The following is a 17,227-nucleotide window of genomic DNA, read 5'->3' on the forward strand; positions in this document are numbered from 1 at the left end:
CTCGTCCCACGCAGACCATCGACGAGCCCCACCCTGGGGGGCCATTTCGGCCATGGTGCGCCACCACTTGACACCGGTGTCAATGTCGTTACACGCTGATGACGGATCCACGGCGGGGGCACGTTGGATGTGGCACACAACCATTCGAATCGAGTGGCGGGGATGACGGCGATACCGTTTCTGGCAGCCGATATTGGCGGCACGCACGGGCGTGTGGCGTTGATGCGCGCGTCCCACGACGGCGTGGAGACGCTGGCCTATCGCGTGTTCGCGTGCGCGGCGTTCCCGGCACTGTCGGAGCTGCTGCGCGCCTTTGTGGACGAGGAAGTGAAGGCCCCGGTGAAGCACTGCGTGCTCGCCTGCGCGGGCCAGATCATGGGCGACGAGGTGGTGAACGACAACCTCGCCTGGCCCATTCACCTCACGCAACTGCGCGACGCGCTTGGCCTGGAGGACGTTGCCGTACTCAACGACTTCGAAGCGCTGGCCTATGCGCTCGATGGCCCGCTCGCGGAAGACGGTCGCCACCTGTGCGGGCCGAACGCGCACACCAAAGGCCCAGCCCTGGTGATCGGGCCGGGTACGGGCCTTGGCGCGTCAGTGCACGTGCCCGGCCCTGACGGCGGCTTCGTGATGGCCACCGAAGCCGGCCAGATGGATTTCGCCCCCCATTCGGTGCGCGACCGCGAGGTGCTTGCGCGCATGGCGCCGGAAGGCGGCTACGTACCGTTCGAACACATCGTGTCAGGCCCGGGCCTGCTGGCGGCGTACGTGGCGCTGTGCGGGCTGCAAGGCGAGACACCGAGACTGGCGACGCCGGAAGCCATCACCACGGCAGCCGTCGCTCGCAGCGATGCGCAGGCAGTGGAAGCGGTGGAGATTTTCTGCAGCTCGCTGGGCAGCTTCACCGGCAATCTCGCCATGGCCTTCATGGCCACGGGTGGCGTGTATCTGGCCGGCGGCTTCCTCTCCTCCATCTTCGAATTGCTCAAGCGCAGCGCTTTCGAGCAGCGATTCCTGCACGGGCGCAGCGCGCGTGCACTGCTTTTGCAGATACCGGTATGGGTCACCGAGCACGGCCACCACGGCGTGCAGGGCGCGGCTCGTTGGTACCTCAGGCACGGCAGCGCACCGCAACCTGCCGCCGCACGTGGGGCGAACCCATGAAGCGGTTCGCGCCGTCGACATGGTTCCGATGCGCAGGCATTGCGTGGCTGGCGGTCGCGGGCGTCGCCACCGCAGCACCCGCCACCGCGCCATGGTCGTTGCTGCCGCAGCCGGCAAGGCTCAGCCCTGCCCCATCGGGTGCGATGGACATCGCCGATGGGGGCGTGATCCTCGTGCACGGCGCGGATATTCAACAGGTGCAATCCATCGCGGAACGATTCGCGCAACGCGTGGCCGACACCAATGGCTTGCATCTGCGCGTGGTGACCACGGACGCCGCGCATCCTGCCATCACCTTCGATGTGGATGCGAAGGCCGATATCGCCGACGACGCCGGCTATCGCATCACGGTGAACGAGGGCGGCATCCTCGTCACCGCGCGCACGCCACGCGGTGCGTTCTACGGCAGCGTCACCGCGTGGCAATTGCTGACGCCGGCCGGATGGACGCGCGGCGCGCCGGTCAAGGTCGCCTACGGCGTGATCGAGGACCACCCGCGCTTCGCATGGCGCGCCTTGCTGCTCGACTCGGGACGTCACTACCAGAGCGTGGCCGAGATCAAGCAGCTGATCGACTGGATGTCGGCCAACAAGCTCAACGTGCTGCTCTGGCACCTCACCGAAGACCAGGGCTGGCGCCTGGAGATTCCCAAGTATCCCGAACTCACGACCATCGGCGCCTGTCGCAAGGCCGTAGGCCTCGACGCCGAACTCACCGGCTCTGCCGAGCAACCCTATTGCGGCCACTACAGCGAAGCGGATGCGCGCGAGATCGTGCGCTATGCCGCGGAACGCTATGTGGATGTGGTGCCGGAGATCGACCTGCCCGGACATTCGCAGGCGGCCATCGCCGCGTATCCGTGGTTGGGCGTCACCGGCAAGCGCCCGGCCGTGTGGACGGATTGGGGCGTCAGCCCGTGGCTGCTCAATCCCAACGAAAAGACCTTGCAGTTCGTCGATGACGTGCTCGACGAAGTGATGCAGCTGTTCCCCTCGCGCTACATCTCCATCGGCGGCGACGAGGCCGACAAGCAGCAATGGAATGCCTCGCCCGAGGTGCAGGCGCAGATGCGCAAGCTGGGCCTGGCAAACATGGATCAGCTGCAAGGCTGGTTCATGAGCCAGGTCGCAGCGCACCTCGTCGAGCACGGCCGCACACCCGTGGGCTGGGATGACGAAATCGCCGAGGGCGCGACGTTGCCGGCATCGCAAGTGGTGATGTCCTGGCATGGCGACCACGACGAACGCGTGGCGCTGGCGGCCCTCAAGCAAGGCCACGACGTGGTGATGACGCCGCAGGAATCGCTGTACTTCGATCACTTCCAGTCCGACCTGCCCGACGAATGGCAGGGACCGTCGCCTGCCGCCACGCTTCGGCAGGCCTATGACACGGTGGTGATTCCCAAGGGTGCGAGCGCGGCCGACGCCAAACGCATCATCGGTGTGCAGGCCGGCCTCTGGGCCGAACAGATGCCGACCTTTGCGCACGATCAGCATGCGGTATTCCCGCGCATCGCCGCGCTGGCCGAACTTGGCTGGTCGCCCGCAAGCGCTCGCCACTGGAACGATTTCCTGCAACGCATGCCGACGGAACTGGCGCGCTACCGCGCACTCGGCATCGGCTATGCCGACAGTGCGTTTGCGCCCGTGTTCCATGTCGCGGCGGCAGCCAAGGGCGCCTTCCGCATCGAGCTGTCCAACCAGGTGGACTTCGGCAAGATTCGTTACACCACGGATGGCTCCAAGCCGGGCGATCAATCCACGCCGTATGCCAAGCCATTCACGCTGCCAGGCAACACGACCCTGCGCGCCGCCACGTTCGCGCCGGACGGTTTCGAACTGGCCGCGCCGCGCACGCAGGTGTTGGATGCATCCACCTTGCTGAGCCGCGACAGCAGCGCGCTGGCCACGTGCTCCAAACAGCCAGGCTCGCGCCTCGAAGGTGCCCGCCCGGCGCAGGGGCCGAAGCCGGTCTACTCCGTCGATATCGGCAACATGTGCTGGCTGTGGCCACGAGCCGCGTTGAATGGCGTCACGCATGTCGAGCTGACAGTCGAGCGCCTGACCTGGCGCTTTGGCGATGAGGCCAAGGACGCCGTCGTGCACCGCAAGACGGGCGCGGCTGGCGAGTTCGAGATTCATGCCGACACCTGCACGGGACCGCTGCTTGCGCGCTTGCCGCTGGACAGCGCGATGCAGGCAACGGGTCAGATGCGACTTGATGCAAAGGTGGCCATGCCGTCGGGGGACGGCGTTCGCAACCTGTGTGTGTTCGCCACCGGCGACCCACGCGAAGGACAGTGGGCGCTGGCGCGAATGGTGTTTTCGAAGTAAGCGATACGCGGGACGGGGGTCCTGCGCGGCCGTACCGAGCAAGTGGCTTTGGTTCGTGTAGCCAAAGTTGGGGACAACGAGAGAGATGGCGTCACGACGGCGTGCGAGCCCGCATGCACCGCCGGCGGCATGCGTTTTCTGCAATTCCACGAAGCACCAGAGGTTCGACAGGCAACACCAACGAGGTCAAAGCCCATGTCCACCGTACTTCGCAAGCATCCATTGTCATTTGCCATCACCGTGTCGCTGTTCGCCATCGTGTCGACGTCAGCGGCCGCGTCGACCTTCGTCGATATGCAGGCCGACGGCCAGGCCACGACGGCACAAGCCGTGCCGCCTCCGTCTCCTGATGCCAAGAAGGCCGACACCAAGAAAGCCGACGGAAGCGACGGCGAGAAAAACGCGGTGACGCTGTCGACCGTGGCCGTCACCGGTGTACGCGCATCTCAGATGCGTGCGATCGACGTGAAACGCGACGCCGCGAACATCCAGGACAGCATTACGGCAGAGAGCATCGGCGCCCTGCCCGACACCACTATCACCGACTCGCTGCAACGCGTCACCGGCGTGCAGATCAATCGCGACGCGGGCGTGGGCACCTCGGTGGACGTGCGCGGCCTGCCGCAGGTCGGCACCATGTTGAATGGCGAAGTATTCATCACCGCCGACCAGATCGACTCGCAGCAGCCCGACTTCACCATGCTGCCTTCCACGCTGTTCCACGGCGTGGACGTGATCAAGTCCCCGATGGCCAGCACCACCGACGGCGGCATCAGCGGCGCCATCGATCTGCACACGTACCGGCCGTGGGATCTTCCTAGCGGCTTCACGTACAGCTATTCGGCCAACGGCGAGCGCGGCAGCACCACCCAGCACACGGGACCTGAGGCCAACGGCCTCATTTCGTACAACGACGAAGGTCACTGGGGCCTGCTGATTTCCGGCGACTTCTCCAACACGCGCCGCATGAACGCCACAGAGGGCCTGGACCAGTACGGCGTCGTGCTCAACGGCGAGAACGCCGCCAGTGCCGGTGGCTACAACGGCTTCCTCACGCCGTGGAACGGCGCACCGATTCCGTCGAAGATCGTGCAGAACGCCGACGGCAGCGTGGACGTGAACGGCGACGGGAAGTCCAACGGCGTGTTCATGGGCAGCCAGGACATCGGCCTCAACGACATCATCACGCAGCGCAAGCGCAAGTCGGGCAACGCGTCGTTCCAGTTCGACTTCGGCAGCGGCTTCACCGGCACCGCGGATTACTTCTATTCGTCGCAGCGCGAGTACGACCGCAACGTCGGCATCCAGTTCAACTCCACCAACTGGCAGGGTGCCACGTACGTTCCGCTGCAGTCGCGCAACACCGGGGCGCCCGCGCTGGGTTCTTACGGCACGCCGGAGCCGGGCTGGGAAGGGTCGCAGTACTACACCACGCAGCAGTACGAAAAGTGGCCCGGCGACGTGGAGTCCTATTCGCAGATCATCCAGAAGAGTTCCGTTGCAAGAAACCTCAACCTGCAACTGGATTACGACAACGGCGGCCCGTTCACGGCGAGCGTGCGCGGTATCCGCGACACGGCATCGCAGTCGTACCAGGAATCGGATGTCAACATTTCCGATTCCGATGGCGCGCTGTGGCCCAACGTGCTGATGGACGGCGTGGACCCCGATTCCGTGCCGCCTGGCACCATGGTGTATCCCGCGCAGCTGGGCGGCAACCGCGTGTTCAACGCCAACGGCATTCCACAGAACACGATACCGATCATCGCCAACTTCAACGGTCGCTACCTCAAGGTCGATGTGCCGTCGTCGCTGGCTTCCAACTTCGCCAACCCGGCCGACTGGACGATGAAGACGCTGGAATCGTCGGGCGATTACGACCGAAAGGTCGCGCTCAATGCCTTGCGCTTCGACGGCAAATACGATTTCCAGGACGGCTTCAAACTGGAATTCGGCATACGCAACAGCATCCGCAGCGCCGACAACGAAGGCTGGACGCTGGAGGCGCCGGTCTACGCGGGCATCGGCGCCAGCGATCCCGCCGGATGCCTGGTGCGCTACGTCGGCGCCGACGTGGTGTTGAACAGCGGCTCGTGTACGGCCGGCAACGACCAGGGTTATTTCCGCGCCGGTCCGCTGTCGGCCATATCGATGCCCAACACGGCCTCGCCGTTGTCGAGCAACTTCAAGCCGTACAACAACCTGCTGGGCTCGGGCATCAACTTCTGGGCCATCGACCCCAACGCGATGGTCAACCCCATCGCTTTCTGGAACTCGCTCTATCCGGGCACCCAGCAGGTGGCCGAGCCCGGCACCACCTGGGCCGTGCGCCTGAAGGAGCTGACGGGCTACCTGCAGGGCGATTTCAACGGCACCCTGTGGGACATGCCATTCAGCGGCAACGTCGGCGTGCGCCTGATCCACACCAACCTCGATGTGACCCAGCATCTCAGCGGCGATCCGGGCGCCTACGGCGATGAACCAGAAGACGTGGGCACGGCGGTGACCAAGCGCAGCTACCAGGATGTGCTGCCATCGGCCAACTTCGCGCTGGACGTCACCGACAACTTCAAGGTGCGCCTGGCCTACTCCAAGAACATGATGCCGCTGGACCTCAGCACCTGGGGCGGTGGTCTTCAGCTCAACTACTCGCTGGCGGAAACGCCTGACGGGCCGATCTTCCGCGTATCCAACGGCACCTCGACGGGCAACCCGAACCTCAACCCATGGCGCTCCACGAACTTCGGTGCCTCGGCCGAGTACTACATCAACGCATCCAGCATGCTCAGCCTGGCGCTGTTCCGCATCAATGTGGACAGCTTCATCAAGAACGGCAGCGTGACCAACTGTACGTTGCCCGACGAGGATGGCGTGGTGCGCGATCACTGCATCGTGATCACCCAGCCCGTGCAGGGCACCGGCAACAGCATCCATGGCGCCGAGCTCGATTACCGCCAGGGCTTCACCTTCCTGCCGGGCTTCCTCTCCAAGACGGGCATGGAAATCAACGGCACGTATGCACCGAGCAACTCTGGTGAAACGGATCTGGCCGGCAAGAAGATTCCGTTCCAGGACAACTCGACCAAGTCCGGCAACCTCATCCTCTGGTATCAGGACGACCACTTCCAGGCACGCGTGGCGTACAACTATCGCTCGCGGCGCGCCGTGATGGACAGCGTGGGCGGCATCACCGGCCTGGAGATGTACGAAGCGCCGCAGAAGTATCTCGATGCGTCAATCTCGTACAAGTTCAACAAGTACGCCGAGGTGTTCCTGGACGGCACCAACCTCACCAACGAGTATCAGAAGTACTACTTGGTGTGGCCCGACCAGCCTGGCCATTCCACCTTCTCCGAACGCATGTTCATGTTGGGTGTGCGAGGTCAGTGGTGAGTCGTTGGGCCAGACGCCTGGTCTAGCGGGAGCGTTCGAAGCCCCTTACCGTCATTCCCGCGCAGGCGGGAATCCAGCGCCTCCAGTAGCGAATAAAGGCACTGGATCCCCGCCTGCGCAGGGATGACGGTGAGGGAGTTGGTAAACAGCGTTTCAACCTAGCTTCACGATCCAGCCCACAACGAGCAAAAGCCAAACGCATGCAAGAATCCAACGCACCTGCGCCCACCCGCGACAACGCCTTCCATCGCTCCATCGGCGTGTTCTCGGGTACGGCGATCAACATGACGCAGATGTGCGGCATCGGCCCGTTCATCACCATTCCCATCATGGTCGCGGCAATGGGCGGGCCGCAGGCGATCATTGGCTGGATCGCCGGCGCCATCCTGGCGATGGCCGATGGCCTGGTATGGGCCGAACTCGGCGCGGCCATGCCGGGTTCCGGTGGAACCTATGTCTACCTGCGCGAAGCGTTCCAGTACCGCACCGGCAAGCTGATGCCGTTCCTGTTCATCTGGACGATGCTGCTGGCCATTCCGCTGCTGATGTCCACCGGCATCATCGGCATGGTGGAATATCTGCAGTTCTTCTTCCCCAACCTGGGCTGGTGGCCGATGCATCTCATCGGCGTGGCGGCCACGGCCGTCGTCACGTGGCTACTGTATCGCCGCATCGAATCGGTTCGTGCGATCACCATTGCGTTGTGGGTGATCATGCTGGTGTCCATCGTCGGCGTGGCGGCGGCGGGTTTCTCACACTTCCATGCGCGCTACGCGTTTGATTTCCCCGCCGACACGTTTGGCGGCCACTTCTTCGTAGGTCTGGGTGCGGGGCTGATCATCGGCATCTACGATTATCTGGGCTACAACACCACGGCCTACATCGGTGATGAGTTGCGCGATCCGGGACGCACCATGCCGCGCTCCATCATCATCTCGGTGATCGCGATGATGGTGGTCTACCTGCTGCTCAACATCAGCGTGCTTGGCGTGGCGCCGTGGCAGGAAATCGCCCAGTCCAAGTCGGTGGCATCGCTGGTGGTGGAACGCAGCTGGGGGCATCTGGCCGCCGCCGTGATGACCGTGCTGATCATCGTCACCGCCTTCGCTTCCGTGTTCACCGGCCTGCTGGGCGGCTCGCGCGTGCCGTTCCAGGCTGCACAGGACAAGGTATTCCTCTCTGTGTTCGCGCGCCTGCACGCCCGACACGGTTTTCCTCACGTGGCGCTGCTGACGATGGGCGTGGTGACTGCCATCGGCACGTTCTTCGACCTGAGCGAAGTCATCAACATGCTGCTGGCCGCCACCATCATCGTGCAGTCGATTGCGCAGATCGCCGCGCTGATCGTGTTGCGCCAGCGCCAGCCGAATCTTGAGCGCCCCTACAAGCAATGGCTTTATCCCGTGCCCTGCGTGATCGCACTGCTGGGATGGATCTACGTGTACGTGTCGGCTTCCACGCTGTCGCTGGTCCTCTCCGGCGTGTGGATCGTGGCTGGCCTGGTGGTGTTTGCGATCTGGGCCAGGCTCAACCAGTCCTGGCCGTTTGCGCCCGTTGAAATACGCGAAACCTATCTTGGGAAACCGTAACGCCATGCAAAAGCCAACCAGGCACGCGCTTCGGGCGATGGTCGCGATGACGATGTCAGCCGCATCGCTGGCAAACGCCCAGACGACCTACGCTCCTACACAGGTAGCTGCTGTCGCAGGCACCGTCACCGCCATCGACCACTGGCAAATGCAGGACAGCGCCAAGGCACAGCAAGGTGGCGCGGAAATTTCCGCCACGGGCTACGCCACCAAGGGCTGGTATCCGGTGAGTGGTCGCGCCACCGTCATGGCCGGCCTGCTGGAAAACCACGCGCTCAAGAACGACGTGTTCTACAGCGACAACCTGCGCGCGGTGCAGGTGCCGGAAGCCAGCGGCAATCTGTTCGTGACGCCGTGGTGGTACCGCACCGAGTTCACGCTGGCGAAGGATGCCGGCGGCAAGCGCACGCTGCTGCGCGCCAACGGCCTGATCGCCAGCGCCGATGTGTGGGTGAACGGGCATCAGGTTGCGGACCACGCCGATGTGGCCGGCGCCTATCCCGTCTACGAGTTTGACGTCACGCGCTGGGTGCACGCGGGCGCCAACATTCTGGCCATGCAGATTTATCCGGCCGATCCAAGACAGAGCCTGTCGATTGGCTGGGTGGACTGGAATCCCACGCCGCCGGACAACGACATGGGCCCCTGGCGTGGCGTGGACATCGTGCAGACCGGCCCCATCGCGCTGAGCTTTCCGCACGTGGCGTCGACCCTGTCGCTGCCCGATCTCTCGCACGCCACGCTGACCGTGAAGGTCACCGCGAAGAATCTCGACACCGTGGCGCATGACGCAATCATCGCGGGCACCGTGGCCGATGTTCCCCTGCAGCAGACCGTGCACCTCGCGCCCGGCCAGACGCAGGTCGTGTCGTTTTCGCCCGCGACAACGCCGGGTCTCGCACTGGATCATCCGAAGGTCTGGTGGCCACTCGGCATGGGCGATCATCCGCTGTATGCGCTTGAGATGACGGCCGCGGTCGATGGCGCCACCTCCGACCGTGCCAAGGCAACGTTCGGCATACGCAGCGTCACCTCGAGCCTGACCAAGCAGGGTTATCGCCAGTTCTTCATCAACGGGAAACCGGTGTTGATCCGCGGCGGCGGCTGGGCGCCGGACATGTTCCTGCGCGACGACCCGGCCCGCATGGAAGCTGAGTTCAGTTACGTGGTGAACCTCGGCCTCAATACCATCCGCAGCGAAGGCAAGCTGGAAAACCAGCGCTTCTACGACCTCGCCGACCGCAACGGCATCATGGTGCTGCCGGGCTGGGAGTGTTGCGACAAATGGGAATCCGCCGCCAAGACCGGCGGTTCGCCGTGGACGGCGGCCGACATGAAGGTCGCGGAGAACTCCATGGCGAGCGAAGCGCGTTTGCTGCGCAACCACCCTTCCGTGATCGGCTTCTACATCGGCAGCGACAACGCACCGCCGCCGCCCATCGCCAAAATGTATAGCGACACGCTGCGGGCCGAGGATTGGTCGTTACCCGTCATCTCCGCGGCGGTCGACCAGGGCACCGCGGAAGCCGGCCCCTCCGGCATGAAGATGGCCGGTCCGTACGATTGGATTCCGCCCAGCTATTGGTACGCCGACAAGTTGGGCGGCGCGTTCGGCTTCGATTCGGAAGTGAGTGCAGGCGCCGACATTCCGCGACTGGAAGACGTGCAACGCATGCTGTCGCCGCGCGACCAGGAAGCGCTGTGGAAGTACCCGGACGCCAGGCAATATCACGCGTCCGCCGACTGGTCCGAGTTCGCGGTGCTCACGCCATTCGACCACGCGCTGGCGCAGCGCTACGGCGCACCCACCAGCCTCGCCGACTATGTCGCCAAGGCCCAGCTCGACAACTACGACAACGTGCGGGCACAGTTCGAGGCATTCAACGCGCGCATGGATGCGGCCAAGCCGGCGACCGGCGTCATCTACTGGATGCTCAACAACGCGTGGCCGTCGTTGCACTGGCATTTGTACGACTACTTCATGAATCCCGCGGGCGCGTACTTCGGCGCGAAGAAAGCCAACGAGCTGGTGCATATCCAGTATTCGTATGACTCGCGCGACATCGTGCTGGTGAACCACGCGCTTAACGATGCGCATGGCCTGCAGGCGAACATCCGCGTGCGCAATCTCGATGGCAGCGTGCGTTACGAGAAGCACCTGCAGGGCATCGACCTCGCCGGCAACCGCACGAAGGCGCTGGCTACGCTGCCATCCATCGCCAACCTGAGCAGTGCCTACTTCATCGAGCTCGATCTCACCTCGGCCGATGGCAAGCCGGTGAGCCGCAACGTCTATTGGCTGTCCACGCGACAGGACGTGCTCGACTGGCCGAAGTCGAACTGGTACCTGACGCCGTTGACGCAATATGCCGACCTGACCGCGTTGAAGTCCTTGCCGGCAGCGACCAGCGAAGTCCATGCCTCCACGACACGCGACGGCGACGACAACGTCACCACGGTCACGCTATCGGTACCGGCAACGTCCAACACCGTGGCGCTGTTCCAGCACGTCTCGATCCGTCGCGGCGCGCAGGGCGATCTTGCGCTGCCGATTCGGTGGAATGACAATGACATCACGCTCTGGCCCGGTGAATCGATGGTCCTGACCGCGCGATACGCAGCGCAGGGAACCGCCGATCCCGTCGTCGAAGTGAGTGGGTGGAACGTCATGACCCAAAGCATTCCGGCTGCCGCGCAGGAAACCCATCATTGAAGACGCAGAGGCTTCCATGTCGCGTGTGACCATCAACGATGTCGCCCGCGCGTCGGACACCTCGAAGAAGACCGTCTCGCGCGTGCTGAACAACGAGCCGAACGTGCGCGACGAAGTACGCGAACGCGTGCTTGCCGCCGTGGCGAAGCTCAACTACCGGCCGCTCACCTCGGCGCGCAGCCTGGCCACCAACCGCTCCTTCATGATCGGCCTGCTCTACGACAACCTGTCGCCGAGCTACATCATGGAAGTGCAGGCTGGCGTGCTGGAGGCGTGCGAGGCAAAGCAATACAGCATGATGGTGCAGCCGCTGGTGTCGACGGCGCCGGATTTCGTGGAGCGCGTGGAGAGCATCCTCTCGCGGCACCAGCCCGACGGGTTGATCCTCACGCCGCCCATCACCGACCACGCGAAGCTGCTCAAACACCTGCGCGAGAACGACCTTCCGTTCGCCTCCATCGCACCACGCCAACCCAAGGGCTGCATCGGCGTGATGCTGCGCGAACGCGAAGCCGCCGCCGCGATGGTGGAACACCTGGTATCGCTGGGCCATCGTCGCATCGCGCACATCCTTGGCGACCCCAAGCATGGCGCGGGCATCTGGCGCCTCGCCGGTTACCGCGATGGTTTGCAGCGCGCAGGGCTGAAGGAAAACCCGGCGTACATGGTGCAGGGGCAGTTCTCGTTCGAGTCCGGCGTGGCTGCCGCTCGCAGGCTGCTTGCGCTCAAGAACCGCCCTACCGCCATTTTCGCAGCCGACGACGACATGGCCGTCGGCGCCATCTGGGCGGCGGCAGAGGCGGGCGTATCGGTTCCCCGCGAGATGTCCATTTGCGGCTTCGACGACACCACCATCGCTACGCAAGTGTGGCCGTTGCTGACCACTGTTCACCAACCCGTACGCGACATGGGCAAGCGCGCCACCGAAGAGCTGCTGCTACGCGTGCTGGGCAAGGGAGAAGCCAGCATGGTCGAAGTCGGCTACGAGATGCGCATGCGCGCATCGACCGCTCCCGCGCCCTGAATCTGGCACCATCCAACAGCCCACGCCATCGATCGAGAGGAACGCCAGATGCCAGACGCCAGCCACCCGCCGCGGACGTTTCATTTCATCTCCGGGCTGCCGCGCGCCGGCACCACGCTGTTGGCCGCCATCCTCAACCAGAATCCGCGCTTCCGCGCCGGCATGACCAGCCCGCTGGCCGACATCATGGGCGTGGTGATGGCCGAAGCGAGCAGCAAGAACGATTTCTCGTTCGACGTTTCCGACGAGCAGCGCGTCGCGCTGTTGCGCGGGCTGGTGGAGAACTTCTATTCGGTCGATGCCGGCGCCAACGTGGTCTTCGACACCAGCCGACTGTGGTGCAGCCGCATGCAGTTGCTCAACGCGCTGTTCCCCGGCGTCAAAGTCATTGCGTGCGTGCGCCAGCTGGCCTGGGTGCTGGACAGCATGGAGCGCCTGGTGCGCAAGCAGCCGCTGAGCGTGAGCAAGGTGTTCCGCTTCGACACCAACACCACCGTGTATTCGCGCATCGAGGCGTTGACCGATCCGCGCGGCATGGTGGGCTTCGCCTATCAAGCCACCAAGGAAGCCTTCTACGGCCAGGACGCGCAAGAACACCTGCTGATGCTGACCTACGAAAGCCTCGTGCGCGACCCCGCCACCGCTGTGCGCGCGGTATACCAATTCCTCGGCGAACCCTGGTTCGAGCACGATTTCGACCACATCGAATACAACGCGGACGAGTTCGATGCACGCGTCGGCATGCCCGGCCTGCATTCCGTCCGGGCGAAGGTGGAAGCCGTCGAACGCCAACCCATCCTGCCGCGCGAGGTGTTCGGTCGCTTCGCGAACGAGGCGTTCTGGATGGATCCCAAGAACAACATCAACCAGGTGACCATCGTCTAAGGCTTGGACATCGTCGGGGAAACGAAAGGCCGCTTGCAGCGGCTATAGCGTCTTGCATTGACCGGTTGAAGTCGCAGTCGAAAATCGGATGCTTCAACTATGCTCGAGCTGCGATTCTTCCCATGACCAGGCCGAGCCATCGCTGACTCGGCCTGTTGACGACAGAACACAACGTTACGACTGGATGCCCATGTTGGCGAGCGTGGGGTGAAGGTCACGCACCGGGCTCAGACTTTCCAGCAGCGAGCCAAGGTGAAGAATCGTCGATTCCGCAAACCAGGGCGACACCAGCTGCACGCCGATCGGCAGGCCATCCCTGCTCGTGCCAAAGCGCATCGATAGGCCCGGCAACCCGGTGACGCTCAGCGGCGCGGTCGCATCCATCACGTGCAGCGAAGACACCGTCTGGCCATTGATGACGAACTCCGCCGCGTCGTGAGCATGCGCCGGCACCGGCGTCACGGGACAAAGCAGCGCATCGTAGCGGGCAAAGTACTGGGCGAAGCCGTCACGCATCGTCTCGATCTGCTGTTCGGCCATGACAAAGTCTTCGATCGACGTGTCAGGTGTGTCGAACACGCCTTGCACATGCTTGTAGATCAGGTCTTCGTGCCCGGCCGTTGCCTTCCTGAAAGCGGGCTTGGTCTCCATGGCCTGTAGCTTCCACAGGACTTCGAGCGCGTTGATCTGCTCCAGCACAGGGATGCGCACCTCCTCGACGATCACTCCCGCGCTCTTCAGTGCCTCGGCAGCGGCCCTCACCGTCGCGGCCACATCGTTGTCGATCGCCCCAAAGCCTGGCTCCACCAGCCAGCCGACGCGGATCGGTCGGTTCGGTACGACGCCAATGCCGGCGTCCAGGCTGAGCGGGCTGGTGGAGAACCCGTCGGCGCCGTCCGGACCCGCCAGGAGTGCATAGGCGAGTGCGATATCGCGTATGGAGCGCGCCATCGGGCCCGCATGCCAGAAACGACGCGGCACGCGCGGCCAGACGCCAGTCATCGGGATACGGCCATGCGTTGCCTTGAGACCGATGACGCCGGTCAACGCAGCCGGGCCTCGCACGGAGATGGCAACGTCCGTCGCCAGACCAATCGGCGACATGCCCGCCGCGATGGCGGCCGACTCGCCGCCACTGGACCCACCGGGAGTGCGATCAAGGTTCCAGGGATTCAACGTGCGGCCCGAGAGCAAGTTGTCGCTCTCGATCCAGTAGGAGAATTCGGGAAGATTGGTCTTGGCAAGAAGAATGCCGCCCGCCTTCTTCATACGTGCAATGCCGGTTGCATCCGTGTCAGGAACGCGGCCTTTGAAGATCGGCGAGCCCAGTTGGGTGAGTACGCCAGCCGTGTCGAAGGAGTCCTTCGCCGTAAAGGGGACGCCATGCAAGGGGCCCAGCTTTTCACCGGCCAGGACAGCAGCTTCTGCCACTTTGGCGGCTTTCAGCGCGTCGTCGGCGACAGTGACAATGGCGTTGATCTTGGGATTGGTCAGGTGGATGCGGTCAAGGTGCGCTTGCACGACCTCCACCGGTGAAACTTCCTTGGTACGGATCAGCTCGGCGAGTTTGGTTGCGTCTTGGTAGACAAGTGCGGTGCTCATGACAGGGATCTCGACATATTGGAGAGGGGTTAACAAGCTCGGGAGCCGGCCTACCTAACGCTTGTTAGGTTGAAGGATAAGCATCATACTAAGCGCCAGTCAACACTTTTTTTCAAAGAGCCGTGTTGGTCAGAGCCATCACTCTTGAGAGAATGGCTGGCGAGAAAGCCGCGCTGGAATGCCGAGGACGCTCGGTCCGATCGCCGCGTGAGCACTGCACGAGGCCCGCGCAGAAGCGGTTGGTTGGATCGGCGTTGTTGCCTCCGGCAGAGTCGACGAGAGGCCTGCAGGCGAACAAAATCCATGAGCCTCCCCGCTTGCCGGATGGCTCATGTCATCGAGGATAGATTCGTGGACAGTCAGACAGGCACGAGTTCCAGGGACAAGATCCTGGACGTTGCGACAAAGATCGCGCAGGCGCATGGCTATGGCGGACTCAACCTGCGCACGCTTGCGGAAGAAGTGGGCATCAAGGCTGCCAGCCTCTACCACCACTTTCCAAGCAAGGCCGATCTTGCAGCTGCCGTTGCCAAGCGCTACTGGCAGGACGCGGCAGCGGGGCTGGAAGCCCTGTCTTTGAAGACCCCGGATCCTGCCGACCGCCTGCGGCGATTTCCAGGAACGTTTCGAAAGTCGCTGGAGAACGACAACCGCATCTGCCTGTGCAGCTTCATGACGGCCGAGTTCGACGACTTGCCCGACGAGGTGAAGAAGGAAGTCGAGACGTTCACCGACGTTAATGTCGCGTGGCTCGGCAAGACGCTTGTTGCGGCGGGAGTTGTCGGCACCAGGGACGCCAAGAAGCGCGCACACGCCATATTCGCTGCCGTAGCGGGCGCGCAGCTGATGGCGCGCGGACGCTCCGATATCAAACTCTTTGACGCCTTGATCAAGAACTACCAGGCAGCCGGGCTTCTGCCATCGTAGAAGCGCTCGTCGCGCGTCAAGGGTTGCCTCGCCTTTTGGTTTCTGGTTGATGTCAGGAGACTTGTCACGTCCGCTTTGGATCGAGAGCGAGCATTCCCCTGCGAGTGCGCAGGCTCGCCTTCTACAAAGTCGAACGGCCCGGGTTTGAGCCCCGCCGAACCACCATGCGGCTTACCTTCGTGCCCCCTTGCGTGTCGACCGATAGCGTGTAACGCCCAGGCGCAAGGAAGAGAACTGCGTCGCCCGGCTTGTCCAAATAGAGCCGGTCTTCGGGCACGCTGGTCGGCTCGCCTACGCGCCTTGCTGTGAGGAGACAGGGATACGCCGTGCACGGGCGCTGCAAGGGCGTTGGCACTCTCCTGCCATCCAGCGCGAGCCAGCCGGCCTTCTCACGATCGGTGGCGAACGGTGGGCGATAGACCGACACGTCCATGGCGCCCGGCCGTGTGGAAAGCGCCACGCCATCCATGAACACCACGCTGGCTCGGTCGAGAGGGACAGCGGCGCGTGCGCCCCACAACTTGGGATCGAGTCCAAGGAGGGCCGCTTGGTCGATAGTCAATGGGTCGATCTGCGTGATGCGCCTGAAGACCATCGCCATGTTCGTGCCTTCCTTGGCTACGTGATCGAAGCCTGCCACCACCAGCATCTTGGCTGAGGGATCGTTGTTGTAAACACTCGCCAGGTTACTCGCCTCGCCGGCGTCCCCGGCTCGATCGTCTCCGGCATCAAACACGTCGTAAGCGACGAGATGGAAGCCCAGAGCCATGGCCTCGCGGATGAGCGCGCCATACACGGGATCGTGCGAATAAATGCCCGTCGTCACGCTGTCGAGCGCATAACCGCGTTGGCACAGGTCGCGGTCGACGAGGGCGATGCAGCCATGCGCAACCGGCGCATCGGCACGATTGAGCGTTTCCAGGGCCAGGTATTGGAAACCTTCCGCGCGCAGCTTGGAGAGAAGTTCGAGCGGAAGCAGCCGTGTAATCGGCGCCCCATGGTTTTCGTTGATGAACACGGCGCGACGATTCCGTGCCATGGCCGCGATGGACGTCGCCGCATCGGCGAATCGCGGCACGCCCCGCTCCTTCGACAACGATGCGATTGCCGTGGCCTGTGAGAACACGGGATAGGTTTGCGCCGCCTTGTCGTAGCGCCCGGCGAATGTATAGAACGTGGCGACAAGTTGTTTGATCGCCAGGGCACGGCCCTTGTCGTTCGTACGTGCCAGCAGTTCGTTGCCCACCTCGATGGCCTGGCCAAGGTCAGCGCCGTCGATGAAGGCCCGAGTAGCCTCATGGTTGAATCGCACGATCCCCGGGTCGTTACCGGCGATGTAGGAGATATCACCACACCACGAAGCAGTGGATAGAAACAGACCAACCGAGGCCAGCAACCATGGGAACCGCACCCTTCCCCCTGCGCGCATGCATTCCTCCCTACAAGCCGCCCAATGAATTGGGCCCCGTTCCCTGCAGCTTTATTGTGCGCTATGCGTCGGAGGTGGACAGTCGATCGACTCCCGGCCTCGTTCTAGGCAAAGCTACCTGACGATCATTCAATAAAAAACTGGGATGCATCCCGGAACTTGAGC

The 17,227-nt window shown here is 63.5% G+C and carries 10 protein-coding genes; 8 read left to right on the plus strand and 2 right to left on the minus strand.

Annotated elements, in window-relative coordinates; all coding sequences use genetic code 11:
• The first annotated feature begins 162 nt into the window (after window positions 1-162).
• The 7 genes from ABIC75_RS08470 (at window position 163) to ABIC75_RS08500 (ending at window position 13,104) form a co-directional block, all read left to right on the plus strand.
• A complete protein-coding gene (locus ABIC75_RS08470) occupies window positions 163-1,167 on the plus strand; it encodes a glucokinase (RefSeq protein WP_354013403.1) in 1,005 nt (334 codons plus the stop codon).
• Window positions 1,164-3,500, plus strand: coding sequence for a beta-N-acetylhexosaminidase (locus ABIC75_RS08475; protein WP_354013404.1), 2,337 nt, complete (start codon window positions 1,164-1,166; stop codon window positions 3,498-3,500). Before ABIC75_RS08470 ends, ABIC75_RS08475 begins: the two co-directional genes overlap by 4 nt.
• Window positions 3,501-3,695: 195 nt before the next feature.
• Window positions 3,696-6,893 (plus strand): TonB-dependent receptor, encoded by a 3,198-nt coding sequence (locus ABIC75_RS08480; protein ID WP_354013405.1) that lies wholly within the window; start codon window positions 3,696-3,698, stop codon window positions 6,891-6,893.
• 200 nt (window positions 6,894-7,093) lie between these two features.
• Window positions 7,094-8,482 carry an APC family permease gene (locus ABIC75_RS08485; protein WP_354013406.1) on the plus strand — a complete coding sequence of 463 codons (1,389 nt, stop codon included), beginning with the start codon at window positions 7,094-7,096 and terminating at the stop codon, window positions 8,480-8,482.
• Between the two features lie 46 nt (window positions 8,483-8,528).
• Window positions 8,529-11,195 carry a glycoside hydrolase family 2 protein gene (locus ABIC75_RS08490; RefSeq protein ID WP_354013407.1) on the plus strand — a complete coding sequence of 889 codons (2,667 nt, stop codon included), beginning with the start codon at window positions 8,529-8,531 and terminating at the stop codon, window positions 11,193-11,195.
• Window positions 11,196-11,211: 16 nt separating this feature from the next.
• The gene (locus ABIC75_RS08495) at window positions 11,212-12,219 is read left to right on the plus strand and encodes a LacI family DNA-binding transcriptional regulator (protein ID WP_354013408.1); all 1,008 of its coding nucleotides are present in this window, start codon (window positions 11,212-11,214) and stop codon (window positions 12,217-12,219) included.
• A 48-nt stretch (window positions 12,220-12,267) separates the two neighbouring features.
• A complete protein-coding gene (locus tag ABIC75_RS08500) occupies window positions 12,268-13,104 on the plus strand; it encodes a sulfotransferase family protein (protein WP_354013409.1) in 837 nt (278 codons plus the stop codon).
• 174 nt (window positions 13,105-13,278) lie between these two features.
• Here ABIC75_RS08500 and ABIC75_RS08505 read toward each other — a convergent pair whose 3' ends face one another.
• Window positions 13,279-14,706 carry an amidase gene (locus tag ABIC75_RS08505; RefSeq protein WP_354013410.1) on the minus strand — a complete coding sequence of 476 codons (1,428 nt, stop codon included), beginning with the start codon at window positions 14,704-14,706 and terminating at the stop codon, window positions 13,279-13,281.
• A gap of 303 nt (window positions 14,707-15,009) precedes the next feature.
• Here ABIC75_RS08505 and ABIC75_RS08510 point away from each other — a divergent pair, with 303 nt between their 5' ends.
• The gene (locus ABIC75_RS08510) at window positions 15,010-15,633 is read left to right on the plus strand and encodes a TetR/AcrR family transcriptional regulator (protein ID WP_354013411.1); all 624 of its coding nucleotides are present in this window, start codon (window positions 15,010-15,012) and stop codon (window positions 15,631-15,633) included.
• 121 nt (window positions 15,634-15,754) lie between these two features.
• Here ABIC75_RS08510 and ABIC75_RS08515 read toward each other — a convergent pair whose 3' ends face one another.
• Window positions 15,755-17,062 (minus strand): hypothetical protein, encoded by a 1,308-nt coding sequence (locus ABIC75_RS08515; protein WP_354013412.1) that lies wholly within the window; start codon window positions 17,060-17,062, stop codon window positions 15,755-15,757.
• Window positions 17,063-17,227: the final 165 nt, after the last annotated feature.

This window comes from Dyella japonica, from assembly GCF_040545895.1.
GTDB lineage: Bacteria > Pseudomonadota > Gammaproteobacteria > Xanthomonadales > Rhodanobacteraceae > Dyella > Dyella japonica_D.

Coding starts and splice junctions, on each gene's coding strand:
- ABIC75_RS08510 (WP_354013411.1), top strand. CDS start 15,010: ATGAGCCTCCCCGCTTGCCGGATGGCTCATGTCATCGAGGATAGATTC.
- ABIC75_RS08470 (WP_354013403.1), top strand. CDS start 163: ATGACGGCGATACCGTTTCTGGCAGCCGATATTGGCGGCACGCACGGG.
- ABIC75_RS08515 (WP_354013412.1), bottom strand. CDS start 17,062: ATGCGCGCAGGGGGAAGGGTGCGGTTCCCATGGTTGCTGGCCTCGGTT.
- ABIC75_RS08480 (WP_354013405.1), top strand. CDS start 3,696: ATGTCCACCGTACTTCGCAAGCATCCATTGTCATTTGCCATCACCGTG.
- ABIC75_RS08475 (WP_354013404.1), top strand. CDS start 1,164: ATGAAGCGGTTCGCGCCGTCGACATGGTTCCGATGCGCAGGCATTGCG.
- ABIC75_RS08495 (WP_354013408.1), top strand. CDS start 11,212: ATGTCGCGTGTGACCATCAACGATGTCGCCCGCGCGTCGGACACCTCG.
- ABIC75_RS08500 (WP_354013409.1), top strand. CDS start 12,268: ATGCCAGACGCCAGCCACCCGCCGCGGACGTTTCATTTCATCTCCGGG.
- ABIC75_RS08490 (WP_354013407.1), top strand. CDS start 8,529: ATGACGATGTCAGCCGCATCGCTGGCAAACGCCCAGACGACCTACGCT.
- ABIC75_RS08485 (WP_354013406.1), top strand. CDS start 7,094: ATGCAAGAATCCAACGCACCTGCGCCCACCCGCGACAACGCCTTCCAT.
- ABIC75_RS08505 (WP_354013410.1), bottom strand. CDS start 14,706: ATGAGCACCGCACTTGTCTACCAAGACGCAACCAAACTCGCCGAGCTG.